The organism is Actinomadura coerulea (genome assembly GCF_014208105.1).
Taxonomy (GTDB): Bacteria; Actinomycetota; Actinomycetes; order Streptosporangiales; family Streptosporangiaceae; genus Spirillospora; species Spirillospora coerulea.
This window is the reverse complement of the sequence record NZ_JACHMQ010000001.1, coordinates 4,839,530-4,858,859: the sequence shown is the minus strand read 5'-3', so window position 1 is coordinate 4,858,859 and position 19,330 is coordinate 4,839,530. Positions and strand designations below refer to the sequence as shown.

13 protein-coding genes and 1 pseudogene are annotated in these 19,330 nt (G+C 73.8%); 10 read left to right on the top strand and 4 right to left on the bottom strand.

Annotated features, from left to right (window positions below; genetic code table 11):
• Nucleotides 1–23: 23 nt before the first annotated feature.
• From BKA00_RS22270 to BKA00_RS39155, 6 genes and pseudogenes are all read left to right on the top strand, one after another.
• Nucleotides 24–2,156 carry an acyl-CoA dehydrogenase family protein gene (locus BKA00_RS22270; protein ID WP_185027921.1) on the top strand — a complete coding sequence of 711 codons (2,133 nt, stop codon included), beginning with the start codon at nucleotides 24–26 and terminating at the stop codon, nucleotides 2,154–2,156.
• 30 nt (nucleotides 2,157–2,186) lie between these two features.
• The gene (locus BKA00_RS22265; RefSeq protein WP_185027920.1) at nucleotides 2,187–3,935 is read left to right on the top strand and encodes an MmpA family trehalose lipid delivery protein; all 1,749 of its coding nucleotides are present in this window, start codon (nucleotides 2,187–2,189) and stop codon (nucleotides 3,933–3,935) included.
• The gene (locus BKA00_RS39975; RefSeq protein WP_258942032.1) at nucleotides 3,935–4,066 is read left to right on the top strand and encodes a hypothetical protein; all 132 of its coding nucleotides are present in this window, start codon (nucleotides 3,935–3,937) and stop codon (nucleotides 4,064–4,066) included. The genes BKA00_RS22265 and BKA00_RS39975 overlap by 1 nt, the downstream gene beginning before the upstream one ends.
• 13 nt (nucleotides 4,067–4,079) lie before the next feature.
• Entirely contained in the window at nucleotides 4,080–4,982 is a 903-nt protein-coding gene (locus tag BKA00_RS22260) for a glycosyltransferase (protein ID WP_230298663.1), read from the top strand.
• Nucleotides 4,979–6,163 (top strand): glycosyltransferase family 4 protein, encoded by a 1,185-nt coding sequence (locus BKA00_RS22255; protein ID WP_185027918.1) that lies wholly within the window; start codon nucleotides 4,979–4,981, stop codon nucleotides 6,161–6,163. The genes BKA00_RS22260 and BKA00_RS22255 overlap by 4 nt, the downstream gene beginning before the upstream one ends.
• A 33-nt stretch (nucleotides 6,164–6,196) precedes the next feature.
• Nucleotides 6,197–9,388: pseudogene (locus BKA00_RS39155) on the top strand (alpha-(1->3)-arabinofuranosyltransferase domain-containing protein); the annotation flags it as partial.
• Nucleotides 9,389–10,418: 1,030 nt separating this feature from the next.
• Here the strand turns inward: BKA00_RS39155 and BKA00_RS39150 are convergent.
• Nucleotides 10,419–11,663, bottom strand: a complete 1,245-nt coding sequence (locus BKA00_RS39150; protein WP_230298662.1) for an acyltransferase family protein — start codon at nucleotides 11,661–11,663, stop codon at nucleotides 10,419–10,421.
• Nucleotides 11,660–12,541 (bottom strand): class I SAM-dependent methyltransferase, encoded by an 882-nt coding sequence (locus BKA00_RS22245; protein ID WP_185027914.1) that lies wholly within the window; start codon nucleotides 12,539–12,541, stop codon nucleotides 11,660–11,662. Before BKA00_RS22245 ends, BKA00_RS39150 begins: the two co-directional genes overlap by 4 nt.
• A 110-nt stretch (nucleotides 12,542–12,651) precedes the next feature.
• Here BKA00_RS22245 and pgfA point away from each other — a divergent pair, with 110 nt between their 5' ends.
• The 4 genes from pgfA to BKA00_RS22225 all read left to right on the top strand — a co-directional run bounded on the left by pgfA (nucleotide 12,652) and on the right by BKA00_RS22225 (nucleotide 17,856).
• Complete coding sequence (pgfA, locus tag BKA00_RS22240) at nucleotides 12,652–13,887, top strand: cell envelope lipid trafficking protein PgfA (RefSeq protein WP_230298661.1); 1,236 nt, start codon at nucleotides 12,652–12,654, stop codon at nucleotides 13,885–13,887.
• Nucleotides 13,888–14,171: 284 nt separating this feature from the next.
• Nucleotides 14,172–15,281, top strand: coding sequence for an NAD(P)H-dependent flavin oxidoreductase (locus BKA00_RS22235; RefSeq protein WP_185027912.1), 1,110 nt, complete (start codon nucleotides 14,172–14,174; stop codon nucleotides 15,279–15,281).
• Nucleotides 15,282–15,455: 174 nt separating this feature from the next.
• A complete protein-coding gene (locus BKA00_RS22230) occupies nucleotides 15,456–16,574 on the top strand; it encodes a hypothetical protein (protein ID WP_185027910.1) in 1,119 nt (372 codons plus the stop codon).
• A 166-nt stretch (nucleotides 16,575–16,740) separates the two neighbouring features.
• Entirely contained in the window at nucleotides 16,741–17,856 is a 1,116-nt protein-coding gene (locus BKA00_RS22225; RefSeq protein ID WP_185027909.1) for a hypothetical protein, read from the top strand.
• An 82-nt stretch (nucleotides 17,857–17,938) separates the two neighbouring features.
• On the opposite strand, the gene BKA00_RS22220 is transcribed toward BKA00_RS22225, so the two are convergent.
• The gene (locus BKA00_RS22220; protein ID WP_185027907.1) at nucleotides 17,939–18,337 is read right to left on the bottom strand and encodes a hypothetical protein; all 399 of its coding nucleotides are present in this window, start codon (nucleotides 18,335–18,337) and stop codon (nucleotides 17,939–17,941) included.
• Between the two features lie 104 nt (nucleotides 18,338–18,441).
• Nucleotides 18,442–19,254: a crotonase/enoyl-CoA hydratase family protein gene (locus tag BKA00_RS22215; protein WP_185027905.1), complete on the bottom strand. Its 813-nt coding sequence runs from the start codon at nucleotides 19,252–19,254 to the stop codon at nucleotides 18,442–18,444.
• Between the last annotated feature and the right edge of the window lie 76 nt (nucleotides 19,255–19,330).

The window sequence follows — 19,330 nt, the reverse complement described above, 5'->3', positions numbered from 1 at the left end:
CCACTCCTGCGAAAGGTGTGGCCATGGCCATCGGGCTGACCGAGGAACACGAGGCGCTCGCGGCGTCGGTGCGCGGCTTCGCCGAGCGCGCCGTCACGCGGCAGGCCGTCCGGGACGCGGATCCGAGCTTCTGGCCCGCGCTCGCCGAGCAGGGACTGCTCGGCCTGCACCTGCCCGAGGACGCCGGCGGCGAGGGCTTCGGGATCCTGGAACAGGCCGTCGCGCTGGAGGAACTGGGCCGCGCCCTGGCCCCCGGCCCGTACGCGCCGACCGTGCTGGCGTCCGCGGTCCTGCACGCGGCAGGGGTGGACGTGCGCGGGCTCGTCACGGGGGCCCGGAAGGCGGCGGTCGGGCTTTCCGGCGGCCTTTCCACGAACGGCTCGACCGTCTCCGGGACGGTTCAGCCGGTGCTGGGCGCCCCCCTGGCCGACGTCTTCGTGCTCCCGGCCGGTGACCGCTGGGCCGTCCTGACGCGGGGCGACGTGACCGTCGATGAACTGGAGTCTCTGGACATCACCCGTCCGCTGGGGTCGGTCACGGTCGAGGGCGTGGCCCTTCCGGACGAGTGCTTCATCAGCGGCGTGGACGTGCACGCCCTCGCCGCCGTCCTCCTGGGCGCCGAGGCGTGCGGTGTGGCAGGACGCGCCCTGGACGACGCCGTCGCGTACGCGAAGCTGCGGGAGCAGTTCGGCCGTCCGATCGGCCAGTTCCAAGGCGTCAAGCACAAGTGCGCGCGGATGCTCATCGCCGTCGAGCGCGCCAGGGCGGCGGTATGGGACGCCGCGCGCGCTCTGGACGAGCCAGAAGACCAGCGTGCCTACGCCGTCGCGGTCGCGGCCGCCCTGGCGGCGGATGCCGCGGTCACCTGCGCCGAAGGCGACATCCAGGTCCATGGAGGCATCGGCTACACCTACGAGCACGACGCCCACCTCCTCTACCGGCGGGCCCTCACCCTCCGCGCGCTCCTGGGCCGGGCGAGCACGCACCGCGCGGAGGTCGCCGCGCTCGCGGTCGGTGGCGTCCGGCGCCCGATGAGCGTCGAGCTGGCCGAGGACGCGGCGCCGGTCCGCGAGGAGGTCCGCGCCCGCGTCGCCGAGCTGGCCGCGATGGAACCGCTCGAACAGCGCGCCGCGATGGCCGAGGGCGGCTGGGTGACGCCGCACCTGCCGAAGCCCTGGGGGCGGGAGGCGGGACCGCTCGAACAGATCGTGATCCAGCAGGAGCTCAGGGCGGCGAAGGTGCGCCCCGTGCCGCTGATGATCGCGGCGTGGGTCGTCCCCTCGCTGGTCCAGTACGGGACGGCGGAGCAGCGGGAGCGCTTCCTCCCGCCGACGCTGCGCGGCGAGATCATCTGGTGCCAGCTGTTCTCCGAGCCGGGCGCGGGCTCCGACCTCGCCGGGCTGCGGACCCGCGCCGAGCGCGCCGACGGCGGCTGGACGATCACCGGGCAGAAGATCTGGACGTCGCTGGCCCGCGAGGCGCAGTGGGCGATCTGCGTCGCGCGCACCGATCCGGACCGCCCCAAGCACGGCGGGATCACCTACTTCCTCGTCGACATGGCCTCGCCCGGCATCGAGGTCCGCCCGCTGCGCGAGTGCACCGGCGACGCCGTGTTCAACGAGGTGTTCCTCGACGGGGTGTTCGTGCCGGACGACCTCGTGGTCGGCCCGGTCAACGAGGGCTGGCGCGTCGCCCGCACGACGCTTGCCAACGAGCGGGTCGGCCTGACGAGCAGCTTCCAGCTCGGCGGCGACCTGCCCGAACTGCTCGACCTCGCCGCAGAGCTGGGCCTGGACGGCGATCCGCTCGTCCGCGACGGGATCGGCCGCCTCGCCTGCGACGAGCACGCGTTCAACCTGCTCGGGCTGCGCGCCACGCTCAAGCGGCTGTCGGGCACCGACCCGGGCGCGACGGCGAACGTGCGCAAGCTGGTGGCGATGGAGCACGGCCAGCAGGTCACCGAGTTCGGGTTCACGCTCCTCGGGGAGGAGGGCGCCCTGACCGGCGGGCGCCGCGACCCCCTGCGCGCCCGCTGGACCCGCTACCTGCTCGCCTCCCGGGCGATGTCGATCGGCGGCGGCACCACCGAGGTGAACCTGAACGTGATCGGCGAGCGGATCCTCGGCCTGCCCCGGGACCCCGAGCCGGTCGGGTAGCGTCCAGGCTCACATGCGGGAGCGGACTGCTTGACCGACCGGACGCGGCACCTGGTGGCCGCCCTCACCGGCCTCGGGCTCGGGCTCGCGGCACTGGGGCCGGGGCTCGCGCCCGGCTTCGTGCTGTCCTACGACATGGTGTTCGTGCCCGACCCGGCGTTCACCCGGCTGACGTTCGGGCTCACCGGGGTCGTGCCCCGGCACGTGCCGAGCGACGCGTTCGTCACGGCGCTCGCCGCGATCGTCCCGGCGGACGCGGTGCAGAAGCTCGTCCTGCTCGCGGTCTTCGTGATGGCGTGCACGTCGGCTGCGTCGCTGGTCCCCTCGCCCCGGCTGGCGCCGCGCCTGGCCGCCGGGGTCTGCTACGCCTGGAACCCGTTCGTCGCCGAACGCCTGCTGCTCGGGCAGTGGGCGCTCCTGCTCGGCTACGCGGCCCTGCCCTGGGTGGTGGCGGCGGCCGCGCGGACGGACGAGCCCGGCGGGGGCCGCCGCCTCGTCCGCGCCCTGCTTCCCGCCGCGATCGGCGGTTTCGCGGCGCTGGCGGTCTCCGCGATGACGGCTCTGGCCGTCGCCCTCGCGACCTCTTCGGGGGTCGGGCGGCTGCGTGAGGGGTGTCGCGCCGGGCTGCGCGGCGGGGTCCGCGCCGGCCTGCGGGTCGTGGCGGCGGCGGTCGTGCTCGGCCTGCCCTGGCTGGTGCCGGGGGCGCTGCGTCCCGCGGGCCTGCCGGGGGACGGAACGGCCGTCGGCCTGTTCGCCGCCAGGGCGGACACCCCGTTCGGGACGCTCGGCAGCCTGCTCCTGCTCGGCGGGGTGTGGAACGGCGAGACCGTGCCGAGCGGCTACGGGGCGCCGGTCACCGCGACGATCTGGCTGGTCGTGGTGGTGGTCGCGCTGGCCGCCTACTGGAGATGGTGCCGGGAGCCCGGCTGGCGGCGGGGCGCGGCCGTCGCCGCGGCGGTGGGGTTCGTCGTCGCGGCCTTGGGTGCGGTCGCGGCGCCCGTACTCGAAGGCGTCATCGGCCTCTGGCCGGGGTTCGCCGTCCTCCGGGACGGGCAGCAGTTCGCGGCGCCGCTCGCCGTCGTGGTCGCCGTGGGACTGGGGACGGCCGCCGACCGGGCGGCCGAGGCCCGGTGGCCGGGAGTGGCCGCCGCCGCGGCGGCGGTCCCGGTCCTCCTGCTGCCGACCCTGGCCTGGGGCGCGGCGGGCGACTTGCGGGCCGTCCGATACCCGGACGACTGGGCGCGCGCACGGCAGATCATCGATGGCGATCCCGTCCCCGGTGACGTGTTGGTCCTGCCCTGGGCGTCGTACCGGAGCTACCCGTGGAACCACGGCCGCCGGGTGCTCGACCCGATGCCCCGCTACCTGCACCGTCGCGTCATCGTGGACGACGCCGTCACGGTCGGCGGAACGACCGTCGCACCCGAGGATCCGAGGGCGGTCGCGCTCGCGCCCGTCGCACGGACCGGAACCCCGCCGGCGGCGACGCTGCGTGACGAGGGCGTACGGTACGTCGTCGTGGACGCCGAGCCGGAGGGCAACCGGCCGTCTGGCGCGGCCACGGAGATACTGCGCGGCCCTGACCTGGCCGTATACCGGATCGACGGGGGTGCGGGCGGGGCCCGCGACTCCGTCCCGGTCGCGCCCGTGGCGGCCGCGTGGGTGCTGACCGGTCTCGCCGTTTTCTGGTCAATCACGGCCTCAAGGACTACTCTGAGCTTCCCGTTACTCGGCGGTATCACGCCCCGCAGACCCGACCCCCGACGAAGGACCCCCTGATGCGCATCGCCATCGCCGCTATCGTCGGCGTCCTGCTGGCCTCCGGAGCCTCGTTCGGCGCCGTCCAGCTCGCAAGCGCCTCCCAGAAGGACCCCGTCATCAAGCCGCTGTACAACTACGGCTCCCGGTGACGTGTAGGCCCTGATGGGGACCAGGCGTGACCGGCCCGCGCTTCTCGAGATCGTCGTTCCCGCCTTCAACGAGGCCGACCGGCTTCCGGCGGGGCTGGATCTGCTGTGCGGCAAGCTCGCGGGCCTCACGGCGCGGGCCGAGGTCATCGTCGTCGACAACGCCAGCACCGACGGGACGGCCGGCATCGTCGAGTCCTGGGACGGGCCGGTCCCCGTCCGGCTGGTGCGCTGCGAGCGCCGGGGGAAGGGAGCGGCGGTCCGCGCCGGGCTGCTCGCGACACGGGCCCCTTACGTGGGCTTCATGGACGCCGATATGGCAACAGACCTCGCCGCGCTGGACGAAGCCATCGTCCTGCTGCGCGAGGGCCGCCCGGTCGTGGTCGGGTCAAGGCGCCACGGTCGGTCGGTCGTCCAGGGGTACGCGCTGCCCGTCCGGCGCCTCGGCGCCATCACCTTCAACCGGATCGTCCGCGACCTCGTGGGCGGCATCCCCGACACCCAGTGCGGGTTCAAGTTCTTCTACGGCCCGCTGGGACGGGCCGCCGCGGCGGACCTGCGCACGTCCGGCTTCTCGTTCGACGTCGAGCTCCTCGCCCACTGCGTGCGGCGCGGAGCGTCCGTGACGGACATCCCGGTGGTCTGGCGCGACCGTCCGGGATCGACGTTCTCGGTCCGGCGGCACTCATTGCAATGCCTGCTCGACCTGGCCCGCATCCGCGCGCGCGCCGGAGTCCGGTTGCCGGTCATACCGGTGAGGCCGAACATCCCGATCGTGCCGCTGCGGGCGGCGTTCGGTGAGCCGGGCCCGGTGCAGGTCGCCCTTTCGGAGCCCATCGCCCTGCCGAGCTCGGTTGTCCTGCCGAACGCGGCCGCACTGGCGGAGAACGTTCCCACGTCGCGCGCGAAGACGGGATGAGCGAGAAGCTGCGGCTGGCGGTCGTCAACTGGAGGGATCCCTGGCATCCCTCCGCGGGTGGCGCCGAACGCTACGCCTGGGAACTGGCGCGGAGGTTCGCCGGTGAAGGAGCCCGCGTCCACTACGTGACGAGCATGGCGCCGGGGCAGAAGCGCAGGGAACGAGTCGAGGACGTGGAGTTCGTGCGTCTCGGCGGCCGTTTCACCGTCTACCCCCTTGTCCTGCTGTGGATGCTGGGTTTCCGCCTCAGGCGGCGACGCTTCGACGCGGTCGTCGATTGCCAGAACGGCATCCCCTTCTTCACGCCGTGGGTCATGCCGCGCCGTGTCCCGGTGTTCTGCGTCATCCACCATGTGCACGATGCTCAGTTCGGCCTGTACTTCCCCAGATGGCTCGCGTGGGTCGGTCAAGTCCTGGAGGGGCCGGTGAGTCGCTGGACGTACCGGCGGCATGCGTTCGTGGTCGTCTCGCCGTCCACGGAGCGTGCCGTTAGGGAACGACTGGGCTGGAGCGGTCCGACCTTCGTCGTCCCTAACGGAACGGTGGTCGCCGAACCCGACGGCGCGGTCTCGGAGCCCGCCGGGGACCCTGATCTCGTCTGCGTGACCCGGCTCGTCCCGCACAAACGCCTCCCTCTCCTTCTCGACCTCGCAGGAGACCTCGCCGAGACCCATCCCGGGCTGAAGCTCCACATCGTCGGGGACGGCCCCGAGGCGGCCGCCCTCGCGAACGGGATCAGAGCCCGCGGCTTGGAGAAGGTCGTCATCGCGCACGGCTACGTCGCCGAGAACGTGAAGGCGGCCCTGGTCGCCCGCGCCGACCTGCACCTCAGCACGTCCCAGGGCGAGGGCTGGGGCCTCAGCGTCGTCGAGGCCGCCGCGTTCGGCGTCCCGACCGTCGCGCACGACGTGGACGGCCTGCGCGACGCCGTCCGCGACGGGGCCACCGGATGGCTCGTCCGGGAGGGCGACGACCAGGCCGATGTCGTCCGGCGCGCCCTCAAGGACCTGGCCGATCGCACGGAGCGCGATCGCGTCGCCACGGAATGTCGGAGGTGGGCGGCAGAGTTCGACTGGGCGCGCACCGCCGCCCGGATGCGGGACCTCGTCACCTCCGCCGTCCGGGGCGATCCGGCCGGTGCGCGGGGCGACCGGAGGTACGGTGACGAACACCCTGGCTGACGCCGGGGGAGCAGAGAGGGGCAGAGGGCGAGCATGGCGGTGGGAGAGGCGAATCCGCCCCGCGCCGGCGCGTCCCGCCGACCCGTGCCGGACGTTCCGGACGTCGCGGGGCGGGTGCGGGAGCGGCTGCGCGTCCTCGCGTGCTGCCTCGCGCTGACCGCGCTCGCGTTCGGCACCCGCCCGGGCGCGATCCTGGCCGACACCAAGATCGACATGGCGGTGAACCCCCTCGGGTTCCTCGGCCGCGCCCTGCACCTGTGGGACCCCGAGCAGTTCGGCCAGCTCCAGAACCAGGCCGTCGGCTACCTGTTCCCGATGGGCCCGTTCTTCGCGCTCGGCGACCTCGCCGGAGTGCCCGCGTGGATCACCCAGCGGTTCTGGCTGGCGCTGCTGATGTGCCTGGCGTTCGCCGGCACCTGGCGGCTCGCGGGGCGCCTCGGCTTCGGCGCCGGCGGAGGCGCCGGCGGCGACGGGCAGGGCGCCCGCCTGTTCGCGGCGATGGCCTACGCGCTGGCCCCGAACGGGCTGGCCTCGCTCGGGCAGATCTCCTCTGAGTACCTGCCGGTCGCGATGCTGCCCTGGATCGTCCTGCCGCTGGTCGGCGCCGCGTCCGGGGAGACGGGCCGGCTCAGGGCGGCGGCCGGGTCGGGCCTCGCGATCGCGTGCTGCGGCGGCATCAACGCCACCGCGACGGTCGCGGTGCTGGTCGTCCCGGTCGTGTACGTGGTGACGCGGCCGCGCGGATCGTTCCGCGCGCGGATGCTCGCGTGGTGGTCGGTGGCCGCGGGTGCGGCCGTGGCCTGGTGGCTCGCCCCCCTCCTGCTCACCGGCACCTACGGCTTCTCCTGGCTGACCTACACGGAGAAGGCGCGGACCACGACCGGGCCCACCGGCCTGATCAACGTGCTGCGCGGCGCGGAACGCTGGGTCAACTACCTGATCGTGGACGGGCAGGTCTGGTGGCCGGTCGGGCACGGCCTGTCGCTCGGCCCGGTGGCAATCGTCTGCACGGGCCTCGTCGCCGCGCTCGGCCTGGCCGGGCTGCTCGGCCGGCTGCTGCCCGAGCGGACGTTCCTGCTGCTCACGCTGCTCGCCGGGCTGGCGATCCTGTCGATGGGCCACCTCGGCGATCTGCCGGGTCCGTTCGCCGGGCGGCTCCGCGACCTGCTGGACGGCCCGCTCGCCCCGCTGCGCAACCTCCACAAGTTCGACGCGGTGGTCCGGCTGCCGCTGGCGCTCGGCCTCGCCCACGCGGTCGTCGCCGCGGCCCGCCACTCGGCGGGCGGTGTGCGCGGCCCGCGCGGCCCGCGCGGCGAACCCGGCCCGGCGTCCGGCCTGGCGCTGAAGTCGCTGCTCAGCCTGCCGGTGGCCGCCGCGGTCGCGCTCGGCGGCATCGGCGTCACGGCCGCCTCAAAGGGCCTGTCCGGCCCGGGCGAGTTCACCGAGGTCCCCCGCTACTGGCGGGACGCCGCGGCCTGGATCAACGCGCGGGCGGGGCGGCAGGGGGTGCTGGCCGTCCCGGGGGCGCCGTTCGGCGAGTACCTGTGGGGCCGCCCCACGGACGACATCGTGCAGCCGCTGCTGTCGGCGCGGTGGGGCGTCCGGCAGCTCGTCCCGGCCGGGTCGCCCGGGTACACCCGCGCGCTGGACGCGATCGACCAGCAGGTCCGGTCCGGGCAGGGGTCGCCGGGCCTGAGCGCCTTCCTCGGCCGGATGGGCGTCCGGTACGTCCTGGTGCGCAACGACCTGCGGCGCGAGACGCTCCGGGGCGCCTGGCCCGCCCGCCTCCACCAGGCGCTCGGCGACTCCCCCGGGATGCGCAGGGCCGCCGCGTTCGGCGCGCCCGTCGGCGGAGACGCCGACGACGCCGTGACCGCCGTCGACCAGAAGTACCCGGCGCTGGAGGTCTACGAGGTCGCCGGCGCCGCGGGCGTCGCGAACCTCGCCGACGCCGAGAACCCCGTCCGCGTGTACGGGGGGCCGGAGTCGCTGCTGCCCATGGCGGACGGCGGAACGCTGCCGGACGGGCCCGTCCTGCTCGACGACGACGCCGCCGACCTCAAGGGCGCCCCGGTCGTGACCGACTCGCCCCGCCTGCTGCGCCGCAACTTCGGCGAGCTGCACCAGACGTCCCCGACGCTGACCGCCGCCCGCGAGGGCGAGGCCGCCGACGTCCTGGACACCGGCTGGAAGCGCTACGCGACCCACGTGACCTATGGCGGCGGTGTCCGCGACGTCACCGCGTCCACCTCGGCCGCGGGCGACGACGCCGTCCCGCAGGCGCGCGAGCCCGAGGCGACCCCGTTCGCGGCGCTCGACGGCGACCAGTTCACCGCCTGGAAGACGGGCGGCTGGAAAGGGCCCGTCGGGCAGTGGCTCCGCGTCGACTTCGACCGGCCCCGCGAGGTCGGGAGCCTCACCGCCGCGTTCCTCCAGGACGGGTCCCTCGGCCCCGCCGTCTCGCGCGTCTCCGTCGAGACCGAGAACGGGACGGTGCGGCAGGACGTCCAGAAGATCGTGACCGGGCAGCCCCTCCGTGCGCCCGGCGGCCCGACCCGCTGGCTGCGGCTGCGGATCCTCGGGCTGGCCTCCGAGCCGCTCGTCGCGGGCTTCGCCCGCGCGGGCGTGGCGGAGCTGTCGATCGGCGGCGTGCGGCCCGCCCGCACGTTCACGATGCCCGCGCCCGCCGGCCTCGCCGGGCCCGCGACGTACGTGATGAGCCGGGCGCGGGGCGCCGCGGGCGAGTGCGTGAAGGGCAGCCGCCGCTGGGTGTGCTCGCCGTCCCTCGGGTCCGGCGACGAGGAGGAGGCGGGCTTCGACCGCACGTTCACCGCCGCCGCCTCGGGAAGGGCCGCCGTCACCGGCACGGCCGTGCTCACCGACCGGCGCCTCATCGAGCGGTTCACCGCCGTCCGCGGGCAGCCCGTGGTCGCCGCGAGCTCCGTCCTCGCCGACCACCCCGCCGACCAGCCGCGGTCGGGCTTCGACGGTGACCCGCAGACGGCCTGGATCGCGGGGGAGAGGGACGAGGCGCCGACGTACACCGTCCGGTGGAAGGGCCGCAAGCGGCTGGCGGTCGTCACCGTCACCCGTCCGCCCACCGCGTCGGGGCCGATGCGCATCCGGGTCGAGGGGGAGAACGGCCAGACCCGCGAAGGGCTGTCCGACGCCCAGGGCAGGCTGGCATTCGCCCCGATGACGACCGACCGGGTCACGTTCACCTTCTTCCGGGAGAGCCAGGCCCAGCCCATCCAGGTGACCGACCTCGCCATTCCCGGCGTGAAGCCGGTCCCCGACGTCCGCGCCCTCCCGCTGCGGCTGCCGTGCGGGTACGGCCCGAGACTGCGGATCGGCGGCGGCACCGTCCAGACCCGGGCGACCGGCACGCTCAGCGACCTGCTCGCGGGCCGGCCGCTGAGGTTCAGCGCGTGCGGGACGGCCGCGCTCCAGGCGGGCCGGAACCGGCTGGCGTCCGCGCCGTTCGACCCCTACCGCCTCGACACGGTGACGGTCGGCGCGAGGCCCCGCGCGTCCGCGGCGGCCCGGCCGCCGCAGCAGGTGAAGGTGCTCGAATGGGGGGCCGGCACGCGCAGGCTGGAGGTGGACGCCGCCACCGCCTCCTTCCTCACGGTGAACGAGAACTTCAACACCGGGTGGCGCGCGACCGTCGGCGGCACCGAGCTGCGCCCCGTGCGCCTGGACGGCTGGAAGCAGGGCTGGGTCGTCCCGAAGGGCACCAGCGGCGTCGTCGAGCTGGCCTACGCCCCCGACCGGGCGCAGCGGACCGCCGTCGTCGCGGGCCTCGTCCTGCTGCTCGTCCTGCTGGCGGCCGCCCTCTGGCCGTCCGGGCGCGGCGGGCGCCGCCGCCAGGAGCCCCGCGCTCTCGTCGCCGGGACGGGCTGGCCCGCGTGGGCGGCGGTCGCCCTGGCCGCCGCGCTCGGCGGCTGGATCGCCGGGCTGCCCGGCCTCGCCGTCACGGTCGCCGTCGCGGCCGGCTGCGGCTGGGCCCGCACCCGCCGCTCCGCCGTGCCGCGCGCCCTGGCCTCGCCGTGGCCGGTCGCGCTCGCCATGCTCGCCGGGGCGGGCTGCCTCGCCGCCGGAGTGCGGCTCGACCTTCTCGACAACCCGGCGGCCCCGTCCGGCCCGCTCGGCGACCTCGCCCCGCAGCTGCTCGGGCTGGTGATCGTCGGGCGGCTCGCGGTCGAGCTGTGGCGGCCGAAGCCGCCCGGCGGCGGCTCCGGCGGCCCCATCCCGCTCAGCTGGACGGCGCCCGGGCAGGGGCCGCCGGACGGGACGGCGCCCGCCGGCGGGCCAGCCGCTGGACCGGCCACTCCACCAGGTAGTGGGTCAGGGCCCCCGCTGCGATGGTCGCCGCAGCCACCACCGGCAGATCCGTCACGACGTTCCCCCGGAACCCGCGGCCGGTCGCGTCGTACCAGGCGATGATGATCAGAAGCTGCCACAGGAAGACGCCGTAGGAGATCCGGCCGAGGAACCGCATCACCGGGTTCCCGAGGATCGCGCCGAGCACCGGGTGTTCCGCCGGAGCCAGTGCCACCGGCGCCACGAGCGCCGCCGCGCACAGCCCGAACACGACCACGTGCAGCACGGACGTCCAGAAGACGTCCGGCGACTGGAGGCTGAGCGGCCCGGCGGCGGGCGTCGCCGCCACCACGTACAGCATCGCCGCCCCGACCCAGCACGCCGCCCACGAGTCCGAGACGGCGCGGCACACCGCGGCCACGGGACGGCGCTCGTCCAGCCGCGCCCACACCGTCACCACCGCGAGCGCCATCCCGATCGCGAACCAGGCGAAGTACCGCGGCAGCCAGACGCCCATGCCGGTGTGCCGCTCCGGCACGAACATGAGGACGGTCCACGGCAGCGACAGCGCCGCGTACACGCCGATCCCGACGAGGAGCCGCCTGGCGCGGACGCCGACGTCGTCGCTGCGCGTCCGGCGCGCGTACCAGGAGAGCGCGGCCGCGGTGAACGGGAGCAGCACGTACCAGCCGGCCTCGACGACGAGGCTCCACATCTGCCCGAGCTGCGCGGGCCCGAGGTCGCCGTTCCACCACGGGTCGGGCAGGTAGGTCTGCGTCAGGGTGAGCAGCGATCCCCAGGTCAGCGGGTCGCCGATGTGGTCGCGCCCGGCCGTGAGCATGAAGACGGCGACCACGGCCCAGTACGCGGGCAGGATGCGGAGCACGCGCCTGCGCAGGTACTCGGCCGTCCGCGGCGCGGCCCGCCCGTCCAGGACGGCCGCCGCCCACGGGCGGTAGAGCAGCAGCCCGGAGAGCGCGAAGAAGATCGGGACGCCGACCTGGCCGCCGTTGAACAACCACCGCGCGCCGTCCGGATTGGTGATCGAACCGGCCGCGCTCGCGACGTGGAAGACCAGGACGGCGAGAGCCGCCACGGCCCGCAGGCCGTCCAGGGTGTCCTGGTGCCCCGAGATGGGCGGCGCCGCAGGCACGACCGCCCGCTCGCCGGCCCTCACGACCCCGAACTCCCGAGCACGCCGTCCTTTTCGAACACGACGCGCTTCCGGATCACACCGTCTCTCTCGGCCTCGCCGTGCTTCCCGGGAGCCGCCTGTTCTCCGAGCGGGGCGTGTTTTCCGAGGACCAGGACGAGGTTCCAGGTGGCGATCTCGCGTAGGCCCGGGACGCGGACGACGGACTCCGCCCAGCGCGGATGGTAGCGGGGCAGCGCGTCCAGGACGGTCACCTGGTCGTTCCCGCGGGCCCACCTGAGCGCCGCCGACACCGACACCGGATGCAGCCCCAGCCCGTAGCGGTTCTTCGGCGGGAACCCGTTCCGGCGCTCGTACCGCCGCGCGGCCCGGTCGCCGCCGAGGTAGTGCCAGGGGGACGTCTCGTGGCCGCCCCACGGGGACAGCCAGTTGGTGAACGACAGGAAGACCGTCCCGCCGGGCCTGGTGACGCGGACCATCTCGTCGGCCATGCGCCAGGGGTCGGGGACGTGCTCCAGGACGTTCGACGAGAAGCACACGTCGACCGATCCCGTACGGAACGGGAGGGCCAGGGCGCTCCCGACGAGCGTGTTGGGCACGTCGACGGCGTGCGCCGTCAGTTCGGAGAGGTCGTGGTCGATGCCCGTGCACCGCGCCCCGGCGGCCTCCAGCGCGCGGGCGAAGAACCCCGAGCCCGTGCCGACGTCGACGACGGTGGCCCCCGCCAGGTCGGCGTAGGAGCCGAGCTGGGCGACGGTGTCGCGCGCCATCAGCTCGTAGAAGTACTCCGGTTCGCTCTGCTCGCGCCGGAAGGCGCTCAGCAGCCGGACCGACCGCGCCAGCGTGGCCCGGTGCCCGTTCCCGGGACGTGCTCCGTCCCGCCTGGGGGGCGCCGCCGCCATCGCCACCTCACCGTCCGTGTCGTCCAGCCCGGTCGTCCCGCCGATCGGGCGCCCGCAAGGTAACGCGGAGCTTACCGACCAGTACACCGGTCCGGTAGGGTGACCCGGACATGCTGGAGGTGGGGCCCGACGGCTCGGGCAGGCCCCCGCCCGCCGTGCGAGCGACGGCAGCCCCGGAGGTGTTCATGCGGCGACCGGTCGGCCTGGTCCTGATCGGCCTTGGCGCGTTCTTCCTCACGCTCGCGCCGCTCGTCCGTTTCTACGTCGCCGACCAGGTGGTCGTCGCGCCCCTGAACCGCTACCAGGTGACGAGCCTGGAGTCGAAGGGCTCCACGTACTTCGACGAGGCCGACCTCAAGCTCAAGACGGGCGTCACCCTGCTGGCCAAGAACACCGTCCGCGGGGACGTGCGCGCCAACGAGGGCAACGACGACATCGCGGTCTGGGACTCCACCACCAACATCTACAACCAGGAGAAGCCGGACAAGCCCGTCCAGATCCAGGGCTACCGCATCGCCTTCGACCGCCGGACGGGCGTCCTGACCAACTGCTGCGGCGCCAACGTCGACGGCGACAACGGCGTCCGGATGACCGGATACGGGCTGCTGTTCCCCATCGCGAACGTCCAGAAGAAGGACTACCCCTTCTACGACATGACGACCAAGCAGACGGCGCCGATGCAGTTCAACGCCGTCGAGAAGGTCCACGGGCTGACGGCGTACCGGTTCACCCAGACGATCCCGCTGACCAAGACGGCGGCGCTGGACGCCAAGCTGCCCGCGAAGATGCTCGGCCTGCCCGAGGACGCGGGAAGCCAGAAGGTCGACCGGTACACCGAGGCCTACAACACCGTCTGGGTCGATCCGCGCACGGGCATCCCGGTCAAGCACCGCGAGAACATCCGCAGCACCGTCCGCACGGCCGACGGCAGGGGCTCGATGATCGTCGCGCAGGCCGACCTCATCACCGTCGACAGGGACCAGAAGGGCCTGGTCGACATGGCGAACAGCACCGCCCTGCAGATCGACATGGTGCGCAGTTACATCCCGGCCGCCGGCGTCCTGCTCGGCCTGATCATGCTCTTCGTCGGCGGCCACTTCGGCATGGGCCGCCGCGAGGCCCCGCCCCTGGAGGCTCCGCGCCGCCCCGACGGCAAGTTCGGCGACATGACCCCGGCCGGCCCGCCCAGGCCGTCCGGTCCGCCCGGGCCCTCCAAGCCGTCCGCCGTGCCCACCGAGTCCGCGGCGCCCGTCGTGCCGTCCGCCGGACCGCCCGAGTCCCGCCGCCCGGCACCCCGCAGCCAGCGCCAGCAGCGCAAGGCCGCGGGCCCCGCGAAACGCCGCTGACCCCGCAGGCGGCCCCGCCCGCCGCGTGCGTCCGGCCGCATTCGTGCCGTTTCGCCCTCTTCCGCCGCGACGTTCATGGCGCGGTGAGCGCCGCCCCCTGGCCGGCGCCCCGGTGCTCCTCTGCCGCCTCCGGCGCGCGTCCGCGGTGTGCCGCCGCGCGTCGGCCGCCTGCCCGGAGTTCCTTGTTGATACGTGTTCTAGAAGCCGTGCACGCATGCGTCCGGGATGAGATTCCTAACTAGAACCTGTTGCAGTTTTGCGGGTCCGCGCCTAGGGTCGTGGCTGTGCGGACACGAGTCACCGAACTATTCGGCATCGAGTACCCGATCTTCGCGTTCAGTCATTGCCGCGACGTGGTCGCGGCGGTGAGCCGCGCCGGCGGCATGGGCGTCCTCGGCGCCCTGCACTTCACTCCCGAGGAGCTCGAACTCGAGCTGAAGTGGATCGACGAGCACGTCGGGGGCAAGCCCTACGGCGTGGACGTCGTGATGCCCGCCAAGTACGAGGGCGCCGACGTCGGCGACGCCGAGGAGCTGCTCGGCAAGCTCCAGGGCATGATTCCGGCGCAGCATCGGGAGTTCCTGGAGAACCTGCTGGCCGAGCACGGTGTGGAGCCGCGCGGCGAGCAGGCGGGAAAGGCGTTGCTCGGCTGGACGGACGTGACCGCGCGGCCGCAGGTCGAGGTCGCGCTCAAGCACCCGATCGCCCTGCTGGCCAACGCGCTCGGCCCGCCCCCGGCGGACGTCGTCGAGCAGTCGCACGAGCACGGCGTGAAGGTCGCGGGGCTGGCCTCCAACGCCCGGCACGCCCGCAAGCAGGTCGAGGTCGGCGTGGACATCATCGTCGCGCAGGGCACCGAGGCCGGCGGGCACACCGGCGACGTCGCCACCATGGTCCTCATCCCCGAGGTCGTGGACGCCGTCGGCGAGAACACCATCGTGCTCGCGGCGGGCGGCATCGGACGGGGCCGCCAGATGGCCGCCGGCATGGCGCTCGGCGCGGACGGCGTCTGGACGGGCTCGATCTGGCTGACGGTCGACGAGGCCGACACCCCCGAGCGCGCCCTGCCGAAGCTGCTGGGCGCCACGTCCCGCGACACCGTCCGGTCCCGGGCCTGGACGGGCAAGCCCGCGCGGTTCCTCAAGACCGCGTGGACCGAGGCGTGGGAGAGCGAGGACTCGCCGGGCTACCTCCCGATGCCCATGCAGTTCATGCTGATCGCCGACGCGCTGCCCCGGATCCAGCGGTCCGGTGACGGCGAGCTGGTCACCTTCCCGGTGGGCCAGATCGTCGGATCGATGAACCAGGTGAAGCCGGCCGCCCAGGTCGTCTACGACCTGATCGAGGAGTACGTCGAGGCGATCGAGCGCCTCAACGCCATCACCGAGGGCTGACCGCCCGCGAAGGCCCCGGCCGGCGCTGTTCCTCCCAGCCCCGGCCGGGGCCTCGCGCTGTCCCGGCCGAACTCGTGAACGAACGCACAAAGATCACAAAATCCCGGATACCGGCGGCGGCCCACTGTTACGGTGTGCCGCACTCAAGATCGTTTACGACTGAAAAGGTACCGGGTGAAGAGAAGCAGAAGGCTCGCCTTGTTCGCGGGGACCACCCTCGCCCTGGGCGCGATCACCGCCGCCGGGATCACCGCGGTGCGCCCCGGGGAGCACCGCGCGGGATCCGTCGCGGGCGCCGCCGCCACGACGTGGCCCCTCGTCCAGAGCAGCCCCAAGTCCGACACCGGCACCAGCCTCAGCGGCCTTGCCGCGGCACCCGACGGCACCATGTGGGCCGCCGGCGGCCAGCAGGGGAGCGGCGTCTACAAGCCGATCCTCCAGCGCCTGACCGGCAGCACCTGGAGCAACGTGGCACTGCCGGCGGCCGCCGCCCCGTACCGCTTCAACGCCGTCGCGGCCACGTCGGCGTCGAACCTGTGGCTGGCCGCCCAGCTCAACGCCTCGGGCGACTCCCACGCCGTGCTGCGCTGGAACGGCACGGCCTGGAGCACGTTCAAGGTCCCGCTGAGCTTCCAGCCCAGCGACATCGCCACCGCGGGCCCCGGCAGCACATGGGTGGTCAGCAGCTCGGCGGCCAAGCGCTGGAACGGCACGTCCTGGGCCGACACCCCGATCGGGATCAAGCCCCGCGCGATCACGGCCGTCTCGTCCACCAGCGCGTGGGCGGTCGGCTGGGCGGGCGAGGGGCTGCCCGCCACGGCCCACTGGAACGGCACCTCGTGGACCACCGTCCCGTTCCCCGCGATCGACGGGGTGGACGCCAAGAGCGAGATCGCGTCCACCCTGAGTGACGTGTACGCCGCCTCCGAGAAGGACGTCTGGGCGGTCGGCACGGTGCGCGTGCCCGACGAGACGGGCAAGAAGGTCTCGCGGTCGGTGCTGGCGCACTGGGACGGCACCAAGTGGACCCATGTCCTCGGCGCCTCCGGCACCTACATGACGAACGTCGCCTCGGACGGCGCCGGCGGTATCTGGGTCTCCGCCGGCAGCGTCATGCGCCACCGCACAGCGGCCGGCGTCTGGTCCCAGGAGAGCCTGGCCGAGCCGACAGGGACGAGGATCAGACCCGCGGCGCTGGCCCTCCGCCCGGGCACCACGACCATGTGGACGGTCGGGTACACGAGCACCGTCGCGACCGGGTGGGCCGACCTGGCGCACTGGCGCAGCAACTGACGGCCGCAGCCCCGGCCGGCGCCGCTCCCTGGTGTACCGGCCGGGGCCTCGCGCTGGCCCGCGTGCCTCGCGCACGGCCGCACAAAGTCACAAGAGTTCGGATGGCGACGGAGGCCACCTGTACGGTGTGCCGCTCTCGCGATCGTTTCGACTGAAAAGGTACCGGGTGAAGAGAAGCAGAAGGCTCGCCTTGTTCGCGGGGACCACCCTCGCCCTGGGCGCGATCACCGCCGCCGGAATCGCCGCGGCGCAGCCCGGCGAGCACCGCGCGGCGTCCGTCGCGGGCGCCGCCGCGACGACGTGGTCGCTCGTGCAGGGCAGTCCAGGAAAGGACACCGGCACCAGCCTCAGCGGGCTCGCCCCGGCTCCGGACGGCACCCTGTGGGCCGTCGGCAGCCAGAACTCCTCGGTGCGCAAGCCGATACTCCAGCGGCTGAACGGCGGTACCTGGAGCAACGTGGCGCTTCCCGCCTCGGTCGGCACCTACGACTTCGTCGCCGCCGCGTCGACGTCCGCGTCGAACCTGTGGGTGGGGGGCCTGCTGAACACCTCCGGTGACGGCCACGCCGTGCTGCACTGGAACGGGACCGCATGGCGCACGTTCAAGACGCCCCTCTCCTTCCAGCCCCGCGGCATCGCCACCACGGGTGCCGACAACGCGTGGGCCGTCAGCGTCCTCTCCGCCAAGCACTGGAACGGCACGGCCTGGGCGGACACCCCCATCGGGATCCGGTCGCGCGCGGTCGCCGCCTCGTCGCCCAACGGCGTGTGGGCGGTCGGCGCGTCGACGGACGGGCAGCCCGCGACGGCCCGCTGGAACGGCACCGCATGGACCACCGTGCCGTACCCCGCCGTCGAGGGGAACCTCGAGACGGGAGAGGTGGTACCGACGCTGACCGACGTGTACGCCGCTTCGGACGACGACGTGTGGGCGGTGGGCGTCGCCTATCTCAGGAATGAGGCGGGCAAGCTGTTCACGCGGTCGCTGCTCGGCCACTGGGACGGTTCCAAGTGGACCAGCACCGTCGGCGCCGATGGCACCAGCTTCACCAAGGTCGCCTCGGACGGCGCCGGAGGCATCTGGGCCTACGACGGCAAGGGCACGATGCACCACCGCACCGCCGCCGGCGTCTGGACCACCGCGACGCTGACGCAGCCCGCCGGGACGACGATTGCGGTCGGCGGCATGGCCGTGCAGCCCGGCACCCGGACCATGTGGAGCGTGGGCTGGACCACTGGCGCGGCAGGGGAAGCCGACTTGGCGCACTGGCGCGGCGAGTGACGATCGCGTAGAAGTCCCCGGCCGGCGCCGCGAGAGCGGCGCCGGCCGGGGAGTTCGACTCGCGGGCGGGTCGAACTCCGGGTCAGAAGCGGGTCATCCAGGACAGCGCGCGGGCCAGGACGTAGTAGACGGCGCCGGCGAGGGCCCAGTTGATGTAGAGCTGCTCCTCGGGGTCGGTGCGCGTGAAGACGTCGTGGAACGGCGTGGCGAGCCAGCGGCCCGCGTCGAGCGTGGCGTCGACCAGCGCGTTCCCGGGGTTCGCGCCGCCCCACGTCAGCAGCATGCCGAGGGCGAGGAGCGCGACCGCCGCCCAGCCCGCCGCCATGATCATCGCGCTGACGGGGTTCGTCCTGCTGCGCCGCCACCGCGGCGGCCTGCGCTGGACGGCCGTGCCGTCCGTCCGCCGCCCGAGCGCCCGGCGGGGCGGACGGGGGGACGTCTCCTCGGGCTTGTCGTGCTTGCGTCCTAGGTGCAAGGCCATGGCCTCGTCCTTCCGTGCTCGCCTTCGCCCCAGGCGATGCCACGCGAGGCCTCCCGCAAACCCGGCCCCTATTTACGGACAGTCCATATTCCGCCGGGCAGACGTCACTTGCCGTGGTAGACGGGCGGGCGCTTCTCCTTGAAGGCGCGCGAGCCCTCCTTGGCGTCCTCGGAGCCGATGACCGGCCAGCCGATCTCGTCGGAGATCTTGAGAGCGTCCTCCTCGGACAGGTGCTGGGTCTCGCGGTAGGTGCGCAGGATGCCCTGGACGGCGAGGGGGCCGCAGGCGGCGATCTGGTCGGCCAGCTCGCGGGCGGCGGCGAGCGCCTGCCCGTCCGGGACGATCTTGTTGATCAGGCCCATCGCGAGCGCCTCCTGCGGGGTGACCGAGCGGGCGGTCAGCAGGATGTCCATCGCGTTGGCGTAGCCGATCTGCCGGGGGAGGCGGATCGCGGAGCCGCCCATGGGGAACAGGCCGCGCTTCGCCTCGTACAGGCCGAGGGTGGCGCCCTCGGCGACCACGCGCAGGTCGGTGCCGACGAGCAGCTCGGTGCCGCCCGCCACGGCGTAGCCCTCGATGGCGCAGATCAGCGGCTTGGTCGGCTGGCCCTCGCGCAGCAGGCCCTTCCAGTGGAAGTTGGGGATCTGCCCCATCCGCTCCTGGACGCGGGGGTCGGACGGCTGCTGCCCCATGGCCTTCAGGTCGGCGCCGGCGCAGAACGTTCCCTCGGCCCCGGTGAGGATGGCGACGCGCACCTCGGGGGTGTCGGAGATGTAGGTCCAGGCGTCGGCGAGGCCCACCAGCATGGACGAGCTGAGCGCGTTGCGCGCCTCCGGGCGGTTCATCGTGACGATGACGACGTGCCCGTCGCGCTCGACGATGCAGTGCTCGGTGCTGATCGGCAGCCGTTCCGTCATGGTTCCTCCAGCTCAGATATCAAACGAGAACAGATTCTAGTTAAGCCGTCGCCCTACCGGTAGGGGTTGAACTGCA